At 64.9% G+C, this 17,602-nt stretch carries 20 protein-coding genes; 12 read left to right on the top strand and 8 right to left on the bottom strand.

Annotation, left to right across the window (positions count from 1 at the left end; translation table 11 throughout):
• Positions 1–39 precede the first annotated feature (39 nt).
• Positions 40–846: an extensin family protein gene (locus RIN79_RS03205; RefSeq protein ID WP_309083176.1), complete on the top strand. Its 807-nt coding sequence runs from the start codon at positions 40–42 to the stop codon at positions 844–846.
• 76 nt (positions 847–922) lie between these two features.
• Complete coding sequence (locus tag RIN79_RS03210; RefSeq protein ID WP_309083177.1) at positions 923–2,239, top strand: hemolysin family protein; 1,317 nt, start codon at positions 923–925, stop codon at positions 2,237–2,239.
• A 14-nt stretch (positions 2,240–2,253) separates the two neighbouring features.
• Here RIN79_RS03210 and RIN79_RS03215 read toward each other — a convergent pair whose 3' ends face one another.
• Entirely contained in the window at positions 2,254–2,853 is a 600-nt protein-coding gene (locus RIN79_RS03215; RefSeq protein WP_309083178.1) for an NAD(P)H-dependent oxidoreductase, read from the bottom strand.
• 78 nt (positions 2,854–2,931) lie between these two features.
• Here RIN79_RS03215 and RIN79_RS03220 point away from each other — a divergent pair, with 78 nt between their 5' ends.
• Positions 2,932–3,342, top strand: a complete 411-nt coding sequence (locus RIN79_RS03220) for a winged helix-turn-helix transcriptional regulator (RefSeq protein ID WP_375165868.1) — start codon at positions 2,932–2,934, stop codon at positions 3,340–3,342.
• Between the two features lie 2 nt (positions 3,343–3,344).
• Here RIN79_RS03220 and RIN79_RS03225 read toward each other — a convergent pair whose 3' ends face one another.
• The 4 genes from RIN79_RS03225 to RIN79_RS03240 all read right to left on the bottom strand — a co-directional run bounded on the left by RIN79_RS03225 (position 3,345) and on the right by RIN79_RS03240 (position 6,844).
• Positions 3,345–3,740, bottom strand: coding sequence for an acyl-CoA thioesterase (locus RIN79_RS03225; protein ID WP_309083179.1), 396 nt, complete (start codon positions 3,738–3,740; stop codon positions 3,345–3,347).
• Between the two features lie 101 nt (positions 3,741–3,841).
• On the bottom strand, positions 3,842–4,771 hold the full coding sequence (locus tag RIN79_RS03230; protein WP_309083180.1) for an NAD(P)-dependent oxidoreductase: 930 nt from the start codon (positions 4,769–4,771) through the stop codon (positions 3,842–3,844).
• Positions 4,768–5,586: a glycosyltransferase gene (locus RIN79_RS03235; protein ID WP_309083181.1), complete on the bottom strand. Its 819-nt coding sequence runs from the start codon at positions 5,584–5,586 to the stop codon at positions 4,768–4,770. The genes RIN79_RS03230 and RIN79_RS03235 overlap by 4 nt, the downstream gene beginning before the upstream one ends.
• Before the next feature lie 37 nt (positions 5,587–5,623).
• On the bottom strand, positions 5,624–6,844 hold the full coding sequence (locus tag RIN79_RS03240; RefSeq protein WP_309083182.1) for an NAD-dependent epimerase/dehydratase family protein: 1,221 nt from the start codon (positions 6,842–6,844) through the stop codon (positions 5,624–5,626).
• 340 nt (positions 6,845–7,184) lie between these two features.
• Here RIN79_RS03240 and RIN79_RS03245 point away from each other — a divergent pair, with 340 nt between their 5' ends.
• From RIN79_RS03245 to RIN79_RS03260, 4 genes are all read left to right on the top strand, one after another.
• Entirely contained in the window at positions 7,185–7,400 is a 216-nt protein-coding gene (locus tag RIN79_RS03245; protein ID WP_309083183.1) for a hypothetical protein, read from the top strand.
• 124 nt (positions 7,401–7,524) lie between these two features.
• Positions 7,525–7,749: a KTSC domain-containing protein gene (locus tag RIN79_RS03250; RefSeq protein WP_309083184.1), complete on the top strand. Its 225-nt coding sequence runs from the start codon at positions 7,525–7,527 to the stop codon at positions 7,747–7,749.
• 139 nt (positions 7,750–7,888) lie between these two features.
• Positions 7,889–8,194, top strand: coding sequence for an ATP-dependent Clp protease adapter ClpS (gene clpS, locus RIN79_RS03255; protein WP_309083185.1), 306 nt, complete (start codon positions 7,889–7,891; stop codon positions 8,192–8,194).
• A gap of 806 nt (positions 8,195–9,000) precedes the next feature.
• Positions 9,001–9,897, top strand: a complete 897-nt coding sequence (locus RIN79_RS03260) for an alpha/beta hydrolase (RefSeq protein ID WP_309083186.1) — start codon at positions 9,001–9,003, stop codon at positions 9,895–9,897.
• Between the two features lie 4 nt (positions 9,898–9,901).
• On the opposite strand, the gene RIN79_RS03265 is transcribed toward RIN79_RS03260, so the two are convergent.
• Positions 9,902–10,501 (bottom strand): CGNR zinc finger domain-containing protein, encoded by a 600-nt coding sequence (locus RIN79_RS03265; protein WP_309083187.1) that lies wholly within the window; start codon positions 10,499–10,501, stop codon positions 9,902–9,904.
• Between the two features lie 314 nt (positions 10,502–10,815).
• On the opposite strand from RIN79_RS03265, the gene cml reads away from it, so the two are divergent.
• The 4 genes from cml to RIN79_RS03285 all read left to right on the top strand — a co-directional run bounded on the left by cml (position 10,816) and on the right by RIN79_RS03285 (position 14,741).
• Positions 10,816–12,018, top strand: coding sequence for a CmlA/FloR family chloramphenicol efflux MFS transporter (cml, locus tag RIN79_RS03270; protein WP_309083188.1), 1,203 nt, complete (start codon positions 10,816–10,818; stop codon positions 12,016–12,018).
• 159 nt (positions 12,019–12,177) lie between these two features.
• The gene (locus RIN79_RS03275; RefSeq protein WP_309083189.1) at positions 12,178–12,978 is read left to right on the top strand and encodes an endonuclease/exonuclease/phosphatase family protein; all 801 of its coding nucleotides are present in this window, start codon (positions 12,178–12,180) and stop codon (positions 12,976–12,978) included.
• A gap of 136 nt (positions 12,979–13,114) precedes the next feature.
• Positions 13,115–14,212 (top strand): zinc-dependent alcohol dehydrogenase, encoded by a 1,098-nt coding sequence (locus tag RIN79_RS03280; RefSeq protein ID WP_309083190.1) that lies wholly within the window; start codon positions 13,115–13,117, stop codon positions 14,210–14,212.
• Positions 14,213–14,228: 16 nt separating this feature from the next.
• Complete coding sequence (locus RIN79_RS03285; RefSeq protein ID WP_309083191.1) at positions 14,229–14,741, top strand: hypothetical protein; 513 nt, start codon at positions 14,229–14,231, stop codon at positions 14,739–14,741.
• A 90-nt stretch (positions 14,742–14,831) separates the two neighbouring features.
• Here RIN79_RS03285 and RIN79_RS03290 read toward each other — a convergent pair whose 3' ends face one another.
• Positions 14,832–15,695, bottom strand: coding sequence for an alpha/beta hydrolase (locus RIN79_RS03290; protein ID WP_309083192.1), 864 nt, complete (start codon positions 15,693–15,695; stop codon positions 14,832–14,834).
• 146 nt (positions 15,696–15,841) lie between these two features.
• Positions 15,842–16,729: a transcriptional regulator GcvA gene (gcvA, locus tag RIN79_RS03295; RefSeq protein ID WP_309083193.1), complete on the bottom strand. Its 888-nt coding sequence runs from the start codon at positions 16,727–16,729 to the stop codon at positions 15,842–15,844.
• Positions 16,730–17,132: 403 nt separating this feature from the next.
• On the opposite strand from gcvA, the gene RIN79_RS03300 reads away from it, so the two are divergent.
• A complete protein-coding gene (locus RIN79_RS03300) occupies positions 17,133–17,597 on the top strand; it encodes a VOC family protein (RefSeq protein ID WP_309083194.1) in 465 nt (154 codons plus the stop codon).
• Positions 17,598–17,602 lie beyond the last annotated feature (5 nt).

Here is a 17,602-nt window from a genome sequence, read left to right on the forward strand (position 1 = left end):
TCTATGCTCTTGCCGTTAGTGGGGACGAGCCTTTTGTGGATGCGTAGCGTGTACGAGTGCAAGTGGCCGTTTTCGCGGCTCTTCCGCCTGCCCCGGGCCGCGCGGGGCGCCCTTGCGCTCGTCACGCTCGCTGCCGCTTCAGCCTGCTCCGTGGATACCGTACTGCGGCCGGAGATCGATCTCGGCGTGCAAACGGCTGCCGTGGCGGGAGGCGGGCTGCAGAACCTCGTGCCCTCGAACCCGATGATGATGAGCTATCCGCTCGTCAGGCTTCCCGACGCCCCTTCAGCCACACTCATGCCGCAGGATGAGTTGGATTGCCGGCGGCAGCTCAAGCGGCTGGGCGTCACGTATCGCGATCTGGCGCCCATCGACGACGGGGGCGAATGCCGCATCGACCACCCCGTGGAAGTGAGCGGCTTTTCCGGCGGCATCGTGATGAAGCCCGCCGCCACGCTCACCTGCCGCATGGCCGCCACCGTCGCGCTCTGGACGAGGAACGAGCTCGGCCCGGCTGCGCGCAGGCGCTACTTTTCGGGCATCCACACCATCCGTCAGGGCTCCAGCTATTCCTGCCGCCGCATCCGCGGCACCAGCGTCGCTTCCGAACATTCCAAGGGCAACGCGCTCGACATCATGAGCATCACGCTGGAGAATGGGCGAAAGATCGACGTCCGCCGTCCCGGATTTTTCGCCTTCCGCCAGCGCGGTCTGCTCAACACGGTCCGCTCCGAGGGCTGCGAATATTTCACCACGGTGCTCGGCCCCGGCTACGACGCGGACCACAAGGACCATTTCCATTTCGACATAAAGGCCCGGCGCAACGGCTACCGCGCCTGCCGGTAGCAGGACTGCTGCCGATGCCCTATCTTGCGGCGCGTAACGTCCCGCGCCGGCCGCCACCCCTTGACCAGACCGCATCATGCTCTTCGTCGAAATCGCGATCCTGCTGATCCTCATCCTCTTCAACGGTTTCATGGCCATGTCTGAGCTTGCCGTGGTCTCGGCCAGGGCCGCGCGGCTGAAGGCGCGCAGCGACCAGGGTGACCGGGGCGCCACCCGCGCGCTCGAACTGTCGGCCGATCCAGGCAGGTTTCTCTCCACCGTTCAGATCGGCATCACGCTGGTGGGCGTCCTGTCGGGCGCCTTCTCCGGCGCCACCATCGGAGTCCGGCTGTCGGAATGGCTCGCGGCTCTCGGCTTTTCCGAGCGCCTGGCCAATCCACTCGGCGTCGCCATTGTCGTAGCGCTGATAACCTATGTTTCGCTCGTGATCGGCGAGCTCGTGCCGAAGCAGGTGGCGTTGCGCAACGCCGAAGCGATTGCCGCGCGGATAGCGCCGTTCATGGCCATGCTGGCCAGGATCGCCCTGCCGCTCGTCTGGCTGCTCGACATCTCCGGGCGCGCGGTGCTGGCGCTGCTCGGCCGCAGCCCGGATGATGCGAACCGCGTCACCGACGAGGAGATCCGCACGCTGATCGCCGAGGCTGAGCATACGGGCACGATCGAAACCGAAGAGCGGCACATGATCGCCGGCGTCATGCGGCTTGCCGACCGCAACGCCCGGGCCATCATGACGCCGCGCGGCGAGGTGGACTGGCTGAACCTTGCCGCCCCGCCCGAAGCGATCGCCAAGAACCTGCGCGAGACGCCGCATACCCGGCTGCCGGCGGCGGAAGGGTCGGTGGACAGTCTGGTAGGCGTCGTCAACACGCGGGAGATGCTCGCGGCTTACCTCACCCAGGAAACCATCGACCCGCGCGCTTTCGTCCGGACGGCTCCCATCGTGCACGATTTCGCCGACGCGCTCGACGTGCTCGCGACGCTCCGCCAGGCCGAGGTGCCGATGGCTCTGGTTCACGACGAGTATGGCAGTTTCGAGGGTATCATAACGCCCGCCGACATACTGGGCGCCATTGCCGGCGTGTTCCGCGCCGACATCGAGGAGGGCGAGGTTGACGTGGTCCAGCGCGAGGACGGCTCCTGGCTGCTTCCCGGGCTCATGCCGGCCGACGAGATGGCCGACCGGCTGGGGCTGAAGCTGCCGGAGGAACGCGGCTACAGCACGCTCGCCGGCTTCCTCCTCTCCTACACACAGGAGCTGCCGACGACCGGCAAGGTCGTCGACGCAATGGGCTGGCGCTTCGAGATCGTCGATATGGACGGACGGCGCATCGATCGCGTGCTGGCCACCAAGACCGATCGTTCGATCGGCATCGAGCAACTCGGCTGGGATTGACCGGCGGCCGCGTGTCAGGCGCCGCTTGCTTCCGCGGCGGTCGCATCGCGCGCCGCTTTCAGCGCCTTTGCCCACCAGGTGAATTGGTCGAGCATCGCGGCCGCGCCGGTGTTGAGGTGCTCCAGCTGCGAAAGTGTTTTCTCGCCGTTCGTCACCGCTAGGTAGTCCGGAAGCTGGATGTGAACGGCGGCGCGGATGGGCGCCATCTGCACCTCGATAGCATGCAGCCGCAGCTGCTCTACGGAACGCACGCCGCCGGTGCCGCCGTAGCCGACGAATGCGACCGGCTTGTTGTTCCATTCCCTGTAGGCGTAATCGAGCGCGTTCTTCAGCACGGCTGTGGGACCGTGGTTGTATTCGGCAGCAGTGATGATGTAGCCGTCCAGAGAGGCGATCTTCTTTTGCCAGGCCAGTGCGACCTCGTTCGAGCTGGGGCCGTATGCCGGCGAGGTGGCTTCGTTGAAAAAGGGCATGGGATAGTCGCGCAGGTCGAGCCGCTCGACTTCGAACTCGCTGCGCTGGCTTGCGAGCTCGATGATCCACTCCGCGGGATAATCCGCGAAGCGACCCTCCCGGGTTGAGCCGATGATGATGCCGATTTTCAGCTTTGCCATTGATCAGTCCTCGTCTGGTATCGAATCGATACCTACGCTATATTGGAAACTGGAAAGCGCAGGCAAGGAGGCACTTTTTTGAAACCTGGTCACCTGGGGTCGACCGTCTCAGCGGTGGAAGCCCCGCCCCGTTTCGGGCCGCAGAACGATGCCTGCCGCCCGATCCACGAGCTCCTGAGCCTCGTCGGCGACAAATGGACGATGCAGGTGGTGAAGCACCTCGGCAACGGCACGATGCGGTTCAACGAGCTCCGGCGCGCGATCGAGGGAATCTCGCAGAAGATGCTGACCACGACCCTGCGCAATCTGGAGCGGGACGGTTTCGTGACGCGCACGATCTACCCGACCATTCCGCCACGCGTCGATTACCGCCTTACTGATCTTGGGTACGAGCTGCTGGGGCCAATCAAGGCGCTTGCCGAATGGGTGAGCGAGAACCGCCACCGCATCGACGAGGCGCGGGCGCGGTTCGACGGCCAGCAGGTCTGAACTTACTGTTCCGGTGGGACAGGCGTCGGCCGGCCGGTGCCATCGAGGGCCACCATGACGAAGTCAGCGCTGGTCACCATTTCCATCACATCGGAAGACAGGTAGCGCTGCGCCCAGGCTTCCACCTTCAGGACCATGGAGGTGCGTCCCACGCTTGCCACCCGCGTATAGACGCAGAGCGTGTCGCCGATCTTGACCGGCTTCTCGAAGGCCATTTCCTTCACGGCTGCGGTCACCACCCGGCCGCGCGCCCGCTCGGCGGCGCGGATGCCGCTAGCAAGATCCATCTGCGCCATAACCCAGCCGCCGAAGATGTCGCCGGCCGCATTGGCGTCCCCCGGCATGGCCTGGGTACGGAGGGTGAGATCGCCTTGCGGCGCAGTCGGAGAGTTCGGCATTCGGGCACCTCAAAATGCATGATCTTCAGGAGTTTGCGCAGGCAGGCGGACTCGGATTGTCACGAAGCTGAATCGTTGTGTGAAGCACCTGAATCGGTTTCTCAAGTGTTGGAGCTCGCAGCGCCGCCCAACCGCTGTGTGGATCTGAGGAGCTCCACGACCGTTTTCTCCAGCAACGGCCTGCCGCCTGGGGACCAGCCTAATGCCCTCAGCCGATCGGTCCGCATGGCATTGACCAAACGCTCATCCGCCGCCGGCGGAAGGGCGTGGGGAGAGCCGCTCTCGCGCTTGACGATGGACAGGATGTTGCTGCGGTCGACAAGCAGGTCCGAGACGTTGAGGACAGGATCGACCGGCTCGGCCCGTTCCAGCACCAGCCGCACCGCCGCCGCCACGTCCTCTCCATGCACCTCGCTCGCGACACGCGGCTCGATGATTTTTCCGGCGAGATAATCGGCGAAAAGGCCCGTCCATTTGTGCGCCCGCCCCTGCCCCGCCGGTCCATAGACGCCGGTGACGCGCAGGCTGGTGCCGTGGAAGCGAGCCGCGCCGAGGCGGCGAAGGGCGCGCTCGGCCGCAAGCTTCACCTCCCCGTAAAGCGTATCGGGGGATGGCTCGTCCTTCTCGTCGAGCCATGCCCCCGGGGGACGCGTCCCGTAGACCGCGCGGCTCGACAGGAAGACGAGCCGCCGCACCCCACCGCGCCTTGCCGCCTCGAAGAGAGCGACGCTACCGGCAAGGTTGCGCCACCTGAAGCTTTCGGGATCATCCCCCTCCCCGCCCCGGTATTTTCCCGGCACGTGATCGAAGGCCGCGTGTACGAAGAAATCGGCCCTTTCGAAGATGGCGGGCGAAACATCCTCCGCATCGAGCGCGAGGGGAACGAAGCGCACGGAGCCGGAGAAAAACCCTTCCGGCGGCGTGCTGCGTGCCATCACCGTGACTTCATGGCCGGCCGCCAGGAGATCCTCGACGATGAAACGTCCCACAAAGCCCGTTCCGCCGGACACGAAGCTGCGCCGCGCGCTCATTTGCCTGGCGGGTTCTGCAAGCTGTTCGGATCGGGAATGGCTTTGCCGGTATGATAGGCGTGCCAGAGATCGATCAGCGGCTTCAGCCTCTCCGCTTTGGGATGATCTTCCTCCCAGGGTTTTTCGTACTGGTAGTGCAGCACGGAAATCGACGTCCAATCCCACAGTTCCGGCAGGTTGAACCAGACATATTGCAGCATGTTGAAGAAGACCGGCAGGCCGTGCCAGTCCGGGAAGAAGCTCTGCAGGAAAGTCTGGTCCGTGCGGCGCCAGAAGGCATCCGGCCTGTCGAGGGCCGCGAGCATGCGCCGGAATGTGTCCTCCGACGGCCGGGCGACGAAGACGCCGGAATTCATGCGGTGAAAATCGGCTAGGCTTTCATAGACATTGGGCGCGGCGGAAAATTCCGGATAGGCGAAGAGCCGGTCGATATTGCGCAGCACGATGGCATCGGCGTCGATGAAGACGACGCGCTCGTACTGCGTGAGCTGCCACAGGCGCAGCTTGGCGAAATTGTCGAGCGGCGTGTGGAAAGTGGGCTTGTTGCCCTTGGTGAAGGGCGCGTCCGCATGCAGCTTCGCCCGCTGGTGCCGCTCGTTGAAGGCGGCGGAGGTGGGCAGGAGTTCGGCTTTCGCAAGCTTTGCCCCGAGTTGCTCCAGCGGCGCCAACGCGGATGCATCCACGCCGCCCGTGTGCATGACGAGGATATCGGCCGGCGTGCCCGTGAGCTTGAGCGAGCGCACCAGCGCCAGCGCGCCCATGGCGTAGTCGGCATTGGTGACGAGGGTCACGTAGGCGTTGCGCGTCCGGGTCATCGCGAAACCAGCAACGCCAAGTTCTACGCTGCCTTCCTCACCCCACGCTCTTCAGCCGCTTGCCTTCCGGATCGCGCTCGATTGTGGGGGCGATGTCCTTGGTCCATGCGGAAACCGACGGAATGCGGCTGCGGTCGACCCGGTAGGCGAATTTCTTCGCTACATCGACCACTTCGGCCAAAAGACCCTCTTCGAGCGTGGTGGGGTTGAGGCCGAGCTGCAGGAACTGCTCATTCCTGACGACCAGCTCGTTCTCCGGCGCTTCCTTGCGCGGGTTGGGCAGATAGGCGACCTTCGCGCCGGTCATGCGCGCGACGAGCTCGGCCAGATCGCGCACGCGGTGGGTCTCCGTCATCTGATTGAAGATTTTTACGCGCTCGCCCCGCTTGGGCGCGCTCTTCAGCGCCAGCTCGATGCAGCGGACGGAGTCCTGGATATGGATGAAGGCGCGCGTCTGCCCGCCCGTGCCGTGGACGGTGAGCGGATAGCCGATCGCCGCCTGGATGAGGAAGCGGTTGAGGACCGTGCCGTAGTCGCCGTCATAGTCGAAGCGGTTGACGAGCTGCGGATGGAGTTTCGTTTCCGGCGTATGCGTGCCCCAGACGATGCCCTGGTGCAGGTCGGTGATGCGAAGCCCGTCGTTCTTGGCATAGAACTGGAAGAGCAGCTGATCCAGGCATTTTGTCATGTGGTAGATGGAGCCTGGATTGGCCGGATACAGGATCTCCTGGCTCACCGTCTCGCCCGCGAGCGTTTCGACGCCGACGGGCAGATAGCCCTCGGGAATGGCCGCGCCCACATTGGAATAGCCGTAGACGCCCATCGTGCCGAGATGCACCAGATGCGCGTCAAGCTCGATCTCGACCAGCGCATTCAAGAGGTTGTGCGTGGCGTTGACGTTGTTGTTGACGGTGTAGTTCTTGTGCCGGTCGCTCTTCATGGAATAGGGCGCGGCGCGCTGTTCGGCGAAATGGATGACGGCGTCGGGCCTGTGCTCCGACAGCCACCGCTTCAGGATCTCGTAGTCGCGGGCAAGATCGATCAGGTGAAAATGGATGCGCCGGCCGGTCCCCTGGTGCCAGATGCGCGTGCGCTCCTGGATGGAATCCATTGGCGTCAGCGACTGGACGCCCAGCTCCGTGTCGATCCAGCGGCGCGAGAGATTGTCGAGGATGTGGATCTCGTGACCGCGCGCGGAAAGGTGGAGGGAGGTGGGCCAGCCGACAAAACCGTCGCCGCCGAGAACAGCAATCTTCATGGAATCGATCCCTTCTGCGAGTGGCGAGAGGCTTATCCCTCATTTGTGACGACAATTCTATGCCGGGGGGACGTGGAAATGAAAGCGGGAGGTCCTTTGTTCACGGATAGACCGCAGATTAAAAACGGCCGACAGCATATTTGATCCGGCAGAGTGACACAGGGATGCTCTTTTTTCGCTTGACGGGGTCCCGGCGCGAATCGAAACTCATCCGACCGCCACAATCATGCATCATCCTGTGCTGGATGAGATCCCGTGAGCGGGACGAGGCGCGCATCGCAAGGACCGGCAAGGGCCGGCGGAAGGGGCGAAGCCGCGCCAGACAGGGAAGGAGACGGAAATGCTTCCGTCCGGAACGATCGATCAGGGCGTCTACGACGCCAAGGAAATTGCCGTGATCAGCGATGCTGTGGAGGCCGTTTGCTCCGAGCTTGGCATCGACCGCGCGGACCTGGTGAGCCGCGAGCGCGTGGCAAGCCACGTGATGCGCTCCTGGTCTCTCGGCCGCCGCACGCCCCTCGGCCTGGTGCAGGCAGGCCTCGACGGCGCGGCCTGAGCCGCAACAAGGCAGATTGCCCCGCAACGCCGCCCAGCGGCGACCGCTCCGGCACGCACCCGGTGCGGGAACCCTCGCCCGCGTCCGGCGGTTCCTGACGGGGATGCAACGGATCGAGGCAGCCATGGCAGTCGTCGAGAAAACCCGCTTCCCGGATTCGGAGGTGGTGAGCGCCATCCGCTATTTTGCGCCGCGCCGGGAGCTCGAGGTGCGCTTCACGAGCGGCCGCACTTATCTTTACCACGAGGTGCCCCAGGACGAGTTCGACGGCTTCAAATGGGCCGAATCCGCCGGGGGATATTTCAACGAACACATCCGCGACCGGTATCGCCACACCAAACTGAAGTGACGGCTGCCCCCAGCGGGTCCATCGGGCTGGGTGAGCGGCAATTCCCGCCACCGGCGGCCGCTCCTTCCCCGGAATGGACGGGCGCGCCGCGGCATGGCAGATTCAAACCATCCCGGCAGCGACAGGAAGACCGCGCAAGATGAGCGAGATAGGCCTCAAACCGCGCACAAGGACGAAGCCGAAGGTCGAGCGGCCGAAGCTCTACAAGGTCATGCTCCTCAACGACGATTTCACGCCGCGCGAATTCGTCGTGATGGTACTGAAGGCGGAGTTCGGCGTGAACCAGGACCAGGCCTATCGCATCATGATGACGGCGCACCGTCGCGGCGTGTGCGTGGTTGCCATCTACCCGAAGGACGTGGCGGAGACGAAGGCAGTACGGGCGACCGACGCCGGTCGGAAAATGGGCTTTCCGCTGATGTTCACCACCGAGCCGGAGGAGTGACCGGCCGGGACTTGGGCCCACCCTGCCCTGTAAGGGCGCGTTTCATCGCTGCCACGCCCGGCGTTTGCCGTCTGGCCTTTTCAAAGAACCTTCCCCTTGTCGGGGGAAGTGGGAAGCGGGGCGCGTGATCCGTGCCTCTCTGTTAGTTTACGTGGCGCGTTCCACGCGCCCCGCCGGCCGCTGTCCCGTCATTGGCCGGTCACTCGGGTTTTTCTCCTGCCCGGCTGCACCCAATGAAGGGGTGGTCTTAGCCGGGCCGAAGGAAAAGCCCTAGCGGCTTCTCCGCGGTTCCGCGATGCCGGCTCTCACCCAGCATCCGTTTTTCCGAAGTGCTGTCTGTCACCCAGCACCCCGGCACCGCCGGCCTGTCGCGGGCCCTCAGCATGCCTCCAGGTACCGATCCCTGGAGGGGGAGGTTGCCGCCGCTCTCCCGAACACCCGGTGCGCATCCGGTTCCCGCAAGAGCGATGGGACGGATTGTAAGAAGGGCTGCCGGGGGTGGGGATAAAAATCTCAGGCGAAAAAATGCGAAAATCGCACAGGCACTTGTTTTTGCTGCAGATTATTTTTGCGCATCCGGGCGGAGAGGCCGATTCGATCCACACCATTCGGGCTGGTTGCTGACGCGTTACCCCTGGCGCGTTGTCGCGTTCCGGTCCGGCAATCCCCAAACGCCGCGACCGGCAGAAGCGCCAGACGGCGGTCGCCCCGGGTGCGGGATTGCGCAACAAATAACCGGTAAAAGAGTTATACAGGTTATTCTTGACCGTAGCATCCTCGGACGCGAACCCAGCGGAGATTTCAAAATGCTGACCGTTCAGAAGACCAGGCACAATCGCAAGACCGTCGGCGGCGTCGATATCGCCTATCGCGAGTCGGGCTCGCGCGAGAAACCGGCGCTCGTGCTCCTGCACGGTTTTCCGAGCTCATCCCATATGTTCAGGAACGTCATCCCGCTGCTCTCCGATGCCGCTCATATGGTGGCGCCGGACATGCCGGCGTTCGGCTTTTCCGCCGTGCCCTCCGCGAAGGAATACGAATACACCTTCGAGAACATCTCGCGCACGACCGAGGGATTGCTTGACGAATTGGGGGTCGGGCGGTGCTACCTCTATGTGCAGGATTGGGGCGTGGCGGTCGGCTATCATCTTGCGACCCGCTCTCCGGACAGGATCCTTGGCCTGATCGTGCAGAACGGAAGCGCCCATGAGGAAGGTCTGGGCTCCGGATGGGACAGCGCGAAGGCCTATTGGGCGGAGCCTTCGGCGGAGAACAGGGCCAAGCTGCCCGACTGGCTGAATTTCGAGGGAACGCGCCACGAATATGTCGGCGGACTGCCCGACAGGCTGACGCCGCTTGTCCCGCCGGAATGCTGGCACCTGGACTGGGGACGGTCCTCGCGGCCGAATGTGACCGACATCCATTTCGAACTTTTCCGCGACTTCAGGAACCATGTGGCGCGCTTTCCCGAGATAAGGGCGTACCATCGCCGATATCAGCCGCCCTGCCTCATCCTCTGGGGCCGGCACGACCCTTACTTCGAGCTGCAGGAAGTGATGGCCTATAATCGGGTGCTGGAAACCGTGGAGACGCATGTCTTCGACGGCGGACATTTCCTGCTGGAGACGCATGCGCCGGAATGTGCCGCGCTGATGAGGGAGTTCATCGCCGACAGGGAAACGCGCCGGCGCGAGGCCCCGTGAGGTCTCAACCGGCCCGATGCCTGCGGGCCTTCTCGCGGTTGCCGCAGGTGCTCATGCTGCACCAGCGGCGCCGGCCGCCCTTGGATCCGTCGACGAACAGCCAGCCGCAGCGCGGGCAGGCCCGGATGCGCTCTTTGGGCAGGACGAAAAGCGCCTCGAGGGCGAGCAAGGAGAGCGCGGTTGGGATCGCGCCGGGCTTGCCAAGGCCCTCCGGGGACAGTTCGAGGACGCCGTCTTCGAAGGACAGGCCGTGCTCCAACGCGCCGGCAGCGGCGGACCGCAGGAGATCTGCAAGGGCTTTCTTCGGCAAGGCCGCGCCTTCGGCCACGGCATTGAACACCGCCCAGGAATCTTCGCGGACCCGGCGGACGGCAGCGGCGAGGCGCTCGCCGCCGGCCGCGAGCCCGGCTGCCTGCACGGGCGAGACCAGGCCAACCGACTGGCACCAGGCGGCCACATCCGCGCCGGTCTTGAGAAGCTCGTTGTCGGGCGCCGGTTCGGCCCGATTGAAGAGGGTGTTGGTCAGGTCGAGCGCGGGATGGCCGCCGATGAAGTGCCCCTCTTCCCATGGGGGAACGGCATGCCGGGTTTCGGCAAGAAGCATGGGCAAGAACCGCGCAGCAACGGCATCAGTAACCGCTTGCAGAGAGATAAGAGGTTATAGGCAGCATTGCCAGGGCCGAGCAGCGATCCGTTCAGGGAAGGACGGCTGATTGCCAGGCCGGTTCGTGCCTGATAAGGACGATCCCTCTCTTTTCACCGCATGTTGCCCGGGCTTGAACCCATGGAACCGAAGCAATCAGACCGATAGGCCGCAACAACCGTTGCCTCGTTGTTGCGGCAGTCTGCCCGGCTCCATCTCAATCATGACAGCGCAGACCGCCGCCAAATGCCACTCATTTGAGCGGATGCTTCGTCATGCCTACTCAGAATCCCCCGCTGTGGACCTACAGCCTGCCGGTCGCCTTGATGCTTCTGGCCCCCTTCAACATTCTCGCCTCGCTCGGCATGGACATCTACCTGCCGGTGGTCCCCGCCATGCCGGAAGTCCTGGGGACCACGCCGGCCGTGGTCCAGCTGACCCTCACCCTCTACATGATCATGCTCGGACTGGGGCAGATCGTCTTCGGGCCGCTGTCGGACCGGATCGGCCGCCGTCCGGTCCTTATCGGCGGCGCGCTGCTTTTCGCACTGGCTTCCTTCGCGCTCGCCGCGACCTCCTCCGCATATCCGTTCCTGATGCTGCGGCTTTTGCAGGCGGTCGGGGCGTCGGCGACGCTGGTCGCGCTGTTCGCCACCATACGCGACGTCTATGCGGAAAGGCCGGAGAGCACCGTCGTCTACAGCCTCATGAACGCGATGCTGGCCTTTGTGCCGGCACTCGGCCCCATCGCGGGAGCGCTCATCGCCGGCTCACTGGGCTGGCGCGCCATCTTCGCCGCTCTGGGGCTTCCCGCGCTGATGATGCTCGTCTGGGCCTTGCCCGCATGGCATGAGACGCGGCCTGTCAGGGACATGCCGCGCAAGGCGCCGTTCGGCCCGGTATTGAAGAGCCCCGCATTCTGGACCTACACACTGGCCTTCGGGGCGGCCATGGGCACGTTCTTCGTGTTCTTCTCCACGGCGCCGCGCGTCCTGATGGAGGGCGCCGGGTTCTCTGAACTCAGCTTCAGCATGGCCTTTGCGACGGTCGCCTGCGTCATGATCGCCACCACCCGGTTCGCCAAGCTCGCCGTGGAGCGGTGGGGAATTGTCGGAAGCGCGGCGCGCGGCATGGCGCTCCTGATCTTGGGCGCCTGTGCGCTCCTGTCCGGCGAGGTCCTGCTGGCGCCGTCCTTCTGGTCCTTCGTCCTGCCGATGTGGCTGATGGCCGTGGGGATCGTGGTCACCGTCTCCGTCACGGCCAACGGGGCATTGCAGGAGTTCGGGGACATCGCGGGCAGCGCCGTCGCCCTGCATTTCTGCATCCAGAGCCTCATCGTCGGCGTCGTCGGCACCGGCTGCGTGCTCACGCTGAATGGCGACACCGCCTGGCCCTTGATCGCCTACTCGGCCGGCATGGCGGCGATCACGCTCGCGGCGCTGCTGCGGCTTCGCCTTCGCGGCAGGCAGGCTTCGTGATCCCCAGCGGCGAGCGGCCCGTGCCGGGCCGCTCGTTCGGCCGGCTCGGCGATCTATGTGGTGCGCAATCCCGACAAGCTGAGGCACCTGCACTAGGGCGGGCTGGTCTTGGCGCCAGCAGTCGGTATATGCGGGAGCCCGGAAGCGGGAGGCGCCGAGATGCGGATCATGTGTCTGAACGGCTGGGGCGGCAGATTGCATGACCGCCTGATCCCCTATCTCGAGGCTGCCTCCCCGGACGTCCTGTGCCTTCAGGAAGTGGTCCACACGCCCGCCGCTTCCCGGGAATGGCTGACCTATCGGGACGGCGACCACGTGCTGCCGCAGCGCGCCGACTTCTTCCGCGAGGTCGCGGCCGCCTTGCCCGACCATGTCGCGACCTTCTGCCCGGCAGCGCAGGGCGTCCTGTGGGACGGCGAGGAGCCCGTGCCTTCGCAATGGGGGCTTGCGACATTTGTCCGCGTTGGGTTTCCGATCATCGGGCAAGTCCAGGCTTTCGTGCACAAAACCTTTTCGCCGGATGGCTACGGGGATCACCCCCGGCCGCGCAACGCCCATATCCTGCGCATCTTTGATTTCGAGAAGAACCGGACGGTGCTGATCGCCCATATGCACGGCCTGCGCGACCTGAAGGGCAAGATGGATACGCCCGAGCGGCTGGCCCAGGCGCACAGATTCGCCGGCCTGATCAAAGGCGCGGCCGAAGAGCGCGATCAGATTGTCGCCTGCGGGGACTTCAATGTCGAGCCGGACAGCAGAACCTTCGAGGTGCTGGGAGTAGCCGGGCTCAAGGAGCTCGTCACGGCAGGCAATTTCACGGGTACCCGCACCTCCCACTACAAGAAAGCCGGACGGTTCGCCGACTATATGCTCGTCGGGGCCGCGGTCGACGTGCTCGGCTTCGACGTGGTCGAAGAGCCGGAAGTGTCCGACCACAGGCCGCTTCTCCTGGAGATATGATGTCGGCCGCCCGAGCCTACGGCTGGCCGGTGGAACAAGTCCCCCGCTGCACGGTTCTGCTCGCACAAAGCGGAGGGAGCCGATGCTGGCAGCCGAATACAGAGGGCCCTACCGGATGCGGGCGGGCCGGAAGAGAATGCCGCGGATCGAGCATCCGCGCGACGCGCTGGTGCGCGTAACGCGCTCCTGCATCTGCGGTTCCGACCTGCATCTTTATCGCGGAATGGTGCCCGATACGCGGGTGGGCATGGTCTTCGGCCATGAGTTCTGCGGCATCGTGGAGGAGGTCGGGCCCGAGGTGGAGAAGCTGAAGCCCGGCGACCATGTGCTGGTGCCCTTCAACATCGCCTGCGGCCAGTGCCATTTCTGCAAGCAGGGACTGTTCGGCAACTGCCACGAGGCCAATGCCGAGGCGACTGCCGTCGGCGGCATCTTCGGCTATTCGCACACGGCTGGCGGCTATGATGGCGGGCAGGCGGAATATGCGCGTGTTCCCTATGCCGATGTCGGCCCGACCGTCATCCCCGACTGGATGGACCTTGACGACGCGGTGATGCTGACCGACGTGGTGCCGACCGGCTACCAGGCCGCAGAGATGGGCGGCATCCAGAAGGGCGACACGGTGGTGGTGTTCGGCGCCGGTCCCGTGGGCATCATGGCGGCGCGCTGCGCCTGGCTCTTCGGCGCCGGCCGCGTCATCGTCATCGACCACCTGCACTACCGGCTGGATTTCGCGCGGCGCTACTGCCCGGCGGAGGTCTATGACTTCCGCGAGATCGAGGACATGGCAGTCTTCGTAAAGAAGCAGACGGATTCGCTCGGCGCCGATGTCTGCATCGACGCGGTGGGCGGCGACGCTGCCGGCAGCGCCCTGCACACACTTTTCGGCAAGGCGATGAAGCTCGAGGCCGGCTCGGCGATCGCGCTCCACTGGGCCATCAACTCGGTGAAGAAGGGCGGGATCGTCTCCATCGTCGGCGTCTACGGCCCGACCGGCAACATGATCCCCATCGGCAATGTTTTGAACAAGGGGATAACGATCCGCGCCAACCAGGCTTCCGTGAAGCGCCTCCTGCCGCGCCTCATCGAGCATGTGCAGGCCGGGCGCATCGACCCCAAGGCGCTCATCACCCACCGTATGTCGCTTGAGGACGTATCGGACGGCTATCACATCTTCTCCGCCAAGCTCGACGGCTGCATCAAGCCGGTGCTCTACCCGAATGGCGGCCAGTAGGACGGGGAGACCGCATATGGCAACATCCACAACGAGGCTGCCGCGGGCGGTGGACCCGAACACGGTGAATGGCTGGGGCGTCGACGCCGACCCGCGCAACGATCCGACCTATCCCTTTCGGGACCGCTCGCGCGAGGACGGCCCGGGCATGGCCTGGCAGCGCCCGCCGCTGCAGGAGCCGCGCGTCGAGGTGCTGCGCTCGATCGAGCATAGCCGCCTGCCGGCGGTCGTCGGCACCTCCACCCCGCCGAAGGGCCTGAGTGGCATGATCCGCCGGGCCGCCTTCCGGTACAGCGAGTCCGACTGGCGGCACTGGCTGATGCTGCTCGGCGCGGACCGGATCAATGTCGTGGAGGGGATTTTCGAGGATCTCGCCCGCGGGCGCATCCCCAACATACCTGCCGAGATGGGGGCGCGCGCCGAGTGGCGGCACAACAAGCTGGGCCTCGTCCGCAAGGTTGCCATCGTGGCCGCCGTCTCCGCGGTGGCCGTCGCGCTGCTGAGGCGCCGCGGCAGGGACGACTGGTAGCGTCTGAGGCAGAGCGCGGACGCTCTGGATGCGCGCTCCGGCCGGCGGCTCCCGATACGGAGGCTGCGCCGGCCGGATTTGTGCGCGGGGCTACTGGAACATGCCCTTCGGCGTCTCGCCCTTGAGGAACGGCTCGATCAGCCCGACGAGCAGATCGGTCTGGCCGATCACGGCCGTATGCGAGGTGGCCGGCAGGACGGCAAGGCGCGAGGCGGGCAGCGGCTTGCCCATGTCTCCCATTCCGCCGCCGCCGAGCAGGCGGAACATCGCCACATTGTGCTCCAGCGTCGCGACGTCGGCATCCCCGGCGATGATCAGGACCGGCGTCTTCAGCGCCTTCACGTCCTCGCCCCAGGCCATCGGCTCCTTCTCAAGCTGGATGAGCTTCTCGACGAGGGCCGGAAAGCCGTCCGGATCGGGCGCGAGCTTCTTGTAGTCCTCGGCGAAGGGCATGTTGAGGAACATCTCCACATTCATCTGCGGGATGAAGGCCTTGAAATCCGGCTGCCAGCCCTCGACGTCATAGGCGACGGAGGCAGCGACCAGCTTGTTCACCTTTTCCGGATGGCGGATGGCGAGCTGCAGCCCGGCGGCCGCGCCCATGGAATAGCCGAACACGTCCGCCTTCTCGAGGCCGACCTTGTCCATGAAGACGGCGACGTCGTCCGCCAGGTTCGGATAGGTGATGGGCCGGTCGATATCGGTGGTGCGGCCGTGCCCCTGGAGTTCGAGCGCGTAGACCTTGTGGTTCTCGGCGAGCCTCGGGATGATTTCGCCCATGGTCGGGATGTTCATATAGGCGCCATGCAGCACGATCAGCGGGTCTCCCTCACCGGAGACCTCGTAATACATCTGCATGCCGTTGACCTCGACGCGCTGGCCCACAGGCTCGGACTCGGCAAGTACGGGGCCGGCCACGAGCAGGGCTGCGGTAACAAGGGCGGTGCGGAACATCGTCTCTCTCCTTCGTCTGATGCGTTCTGCCGATTTGCGCCTAGGACGAAAGAGCTTCCCGAACTCCGACAGAAAGGCTGACATTTTTTCGAGCCCGCCGGAGCGCCGCGCCCTGCACATGGGCCAGCTTACGTCCCGGCCTCGTTCTAGCCGGCCGCCATTTCGCTGAACAGCCAATCGCGGAATGCCCTCACCTTCCTCTGCCGCAGGGCGCCATCTGGGTAGACGACGTAGTATTTCCACCTCGATTTCAGCGCCAGCTCGAAGGGACGCACCAGCCGCCCCGCCGCCAGATCGGCGGAGACGAGCGCGCTCCTGCCCAAAAGCACCCCTTCCCCCTGCACGGCCGCCTCGACGGCGTAGGCGGCGGCGTCGAACTTCAGGCCGCTACCGGGATCGATATCGTCGAGGCCCGCATGCTGCAGCCACATGGCCCAGTCGATCCGGAAGTTGTCGTGGATGAGCCGGTGGTATCTCAGGTCTCCTGGCGACCGGAGGGGATGCTTACCTTTCAGCAGTTCCGGACTGCAGACGGGAGAGACTTCCTCCTCCGCCAGGAGTTCCGACACCACCCCCTCGTAGCCGCCCGCGCCGTAGCGGATCGCGATGTCGATCCCGTCCCTGATGAAATCCGCGTGCACGCCCGACGTGGACAGACGCACATCGATCTGCGGATTCGCACGATGGAACCGATGGAGCCGCGGCACGAGCCACCGGCCGGCAAAACCATCCGACGTGCTGACATTGAGCACGCCTGCCGACCTGGGCGCCGTGGCGATGAGCGTACTGGCCGCAATCCGGTCGAGGGCCGCGCCGATTTCCGCCGCATAGGCGGCGCCTTCGGGCGTGAGGCGCACGAAGCGGGTGCCTCGCTCGAAAAGCCGGGTGCCCAGTCTTTCCTCCAGGGTTCGGATGGCGCGGCTGATCGCTCCGTGCGTCAGGTTCAGTTCGGCCGCCGCTTTAGTGAAGCTCAGATGGCGAGCCGCTGCGTCGAAGGCCGGGAGATGAGTCAATGGAGGAAGGCGGCGCGGCATAGCTCACCTGTGAGTGACAGTCACATATGATGCACAAACATTCGGTTGTCGTCCAGCGGCGGGCAGCGCAATCCTTGGGCAATGAAGCCGCTCTCGTCGATACGGCGCATCCCGAATGGAGATCACTGTGAGCAACATTCATGCCTATCACGATGGCTTGGATCGGCCGGGACCAGCATCTGCAGGCCTGCCAATCCCCACAATCGCACCACTACGCGCCGCGGTCTTGCGACGAGCCGCCTGCGTGTTCGCCGGATTCCGGCATCGCCGGTCGATGCAGCACATTGCACGCTTTTCGGATCATCGCCTGCAGGACATCGGCTTCGAGCGCGATTGGGACGGGTCAATCCTCCGCAGGCAGCGCTAGCCGGGCGCCCCGGTTTTCCCGAAAAGGACAAACAATATGAAAATCTATCCGCATCTCTGGTTCGAATCGCAGGCCGAGGAGGCCATGGAATTCTACATGTCCGTCTTCAAGGACTCCCGGATTCTCGGACGAACGGACCTGCCCGACCCCGAGTTGTCGGTCGTCCGGTTCGAACTGGCCGGCCTGCCGATCGTCGCCCTCAACGCCCATTCGCACACGCCCTACAACGAGGCGTTCTCCTTCCTGGTGGAGACCGTCGACCAGGCCGAGACAGACTACTACTGGAACGCGCTGACCGCCGGGGGCGGCAAGGAGCAGCCCTGCGGATGGCTGACGGACAAGTTCGGCGTCTACTGGCAGGTGATTCCGGCCATCCTGCTGCAAATGGAAGCCGATCCGGACCGGGAAAAGGCCGGCCGGGTGCTGCAGGCAATGTACAAGATGAAGAAAATCATCATCGCGGATCTCGAGCGCGCCTATCGCGGCGATGTCTGCGGCTAGCGCTC

Origin of the sequence: Chelativorans sp., assembly GCF_031180965.1 — a bacterium.
In the GTDB taxonomy this organism is placed as follows: Bacteria; Pseudomonadota; Alphaproteobacteria; order Rhizobiales; family Rhizobiaceae; genus Chelativorans.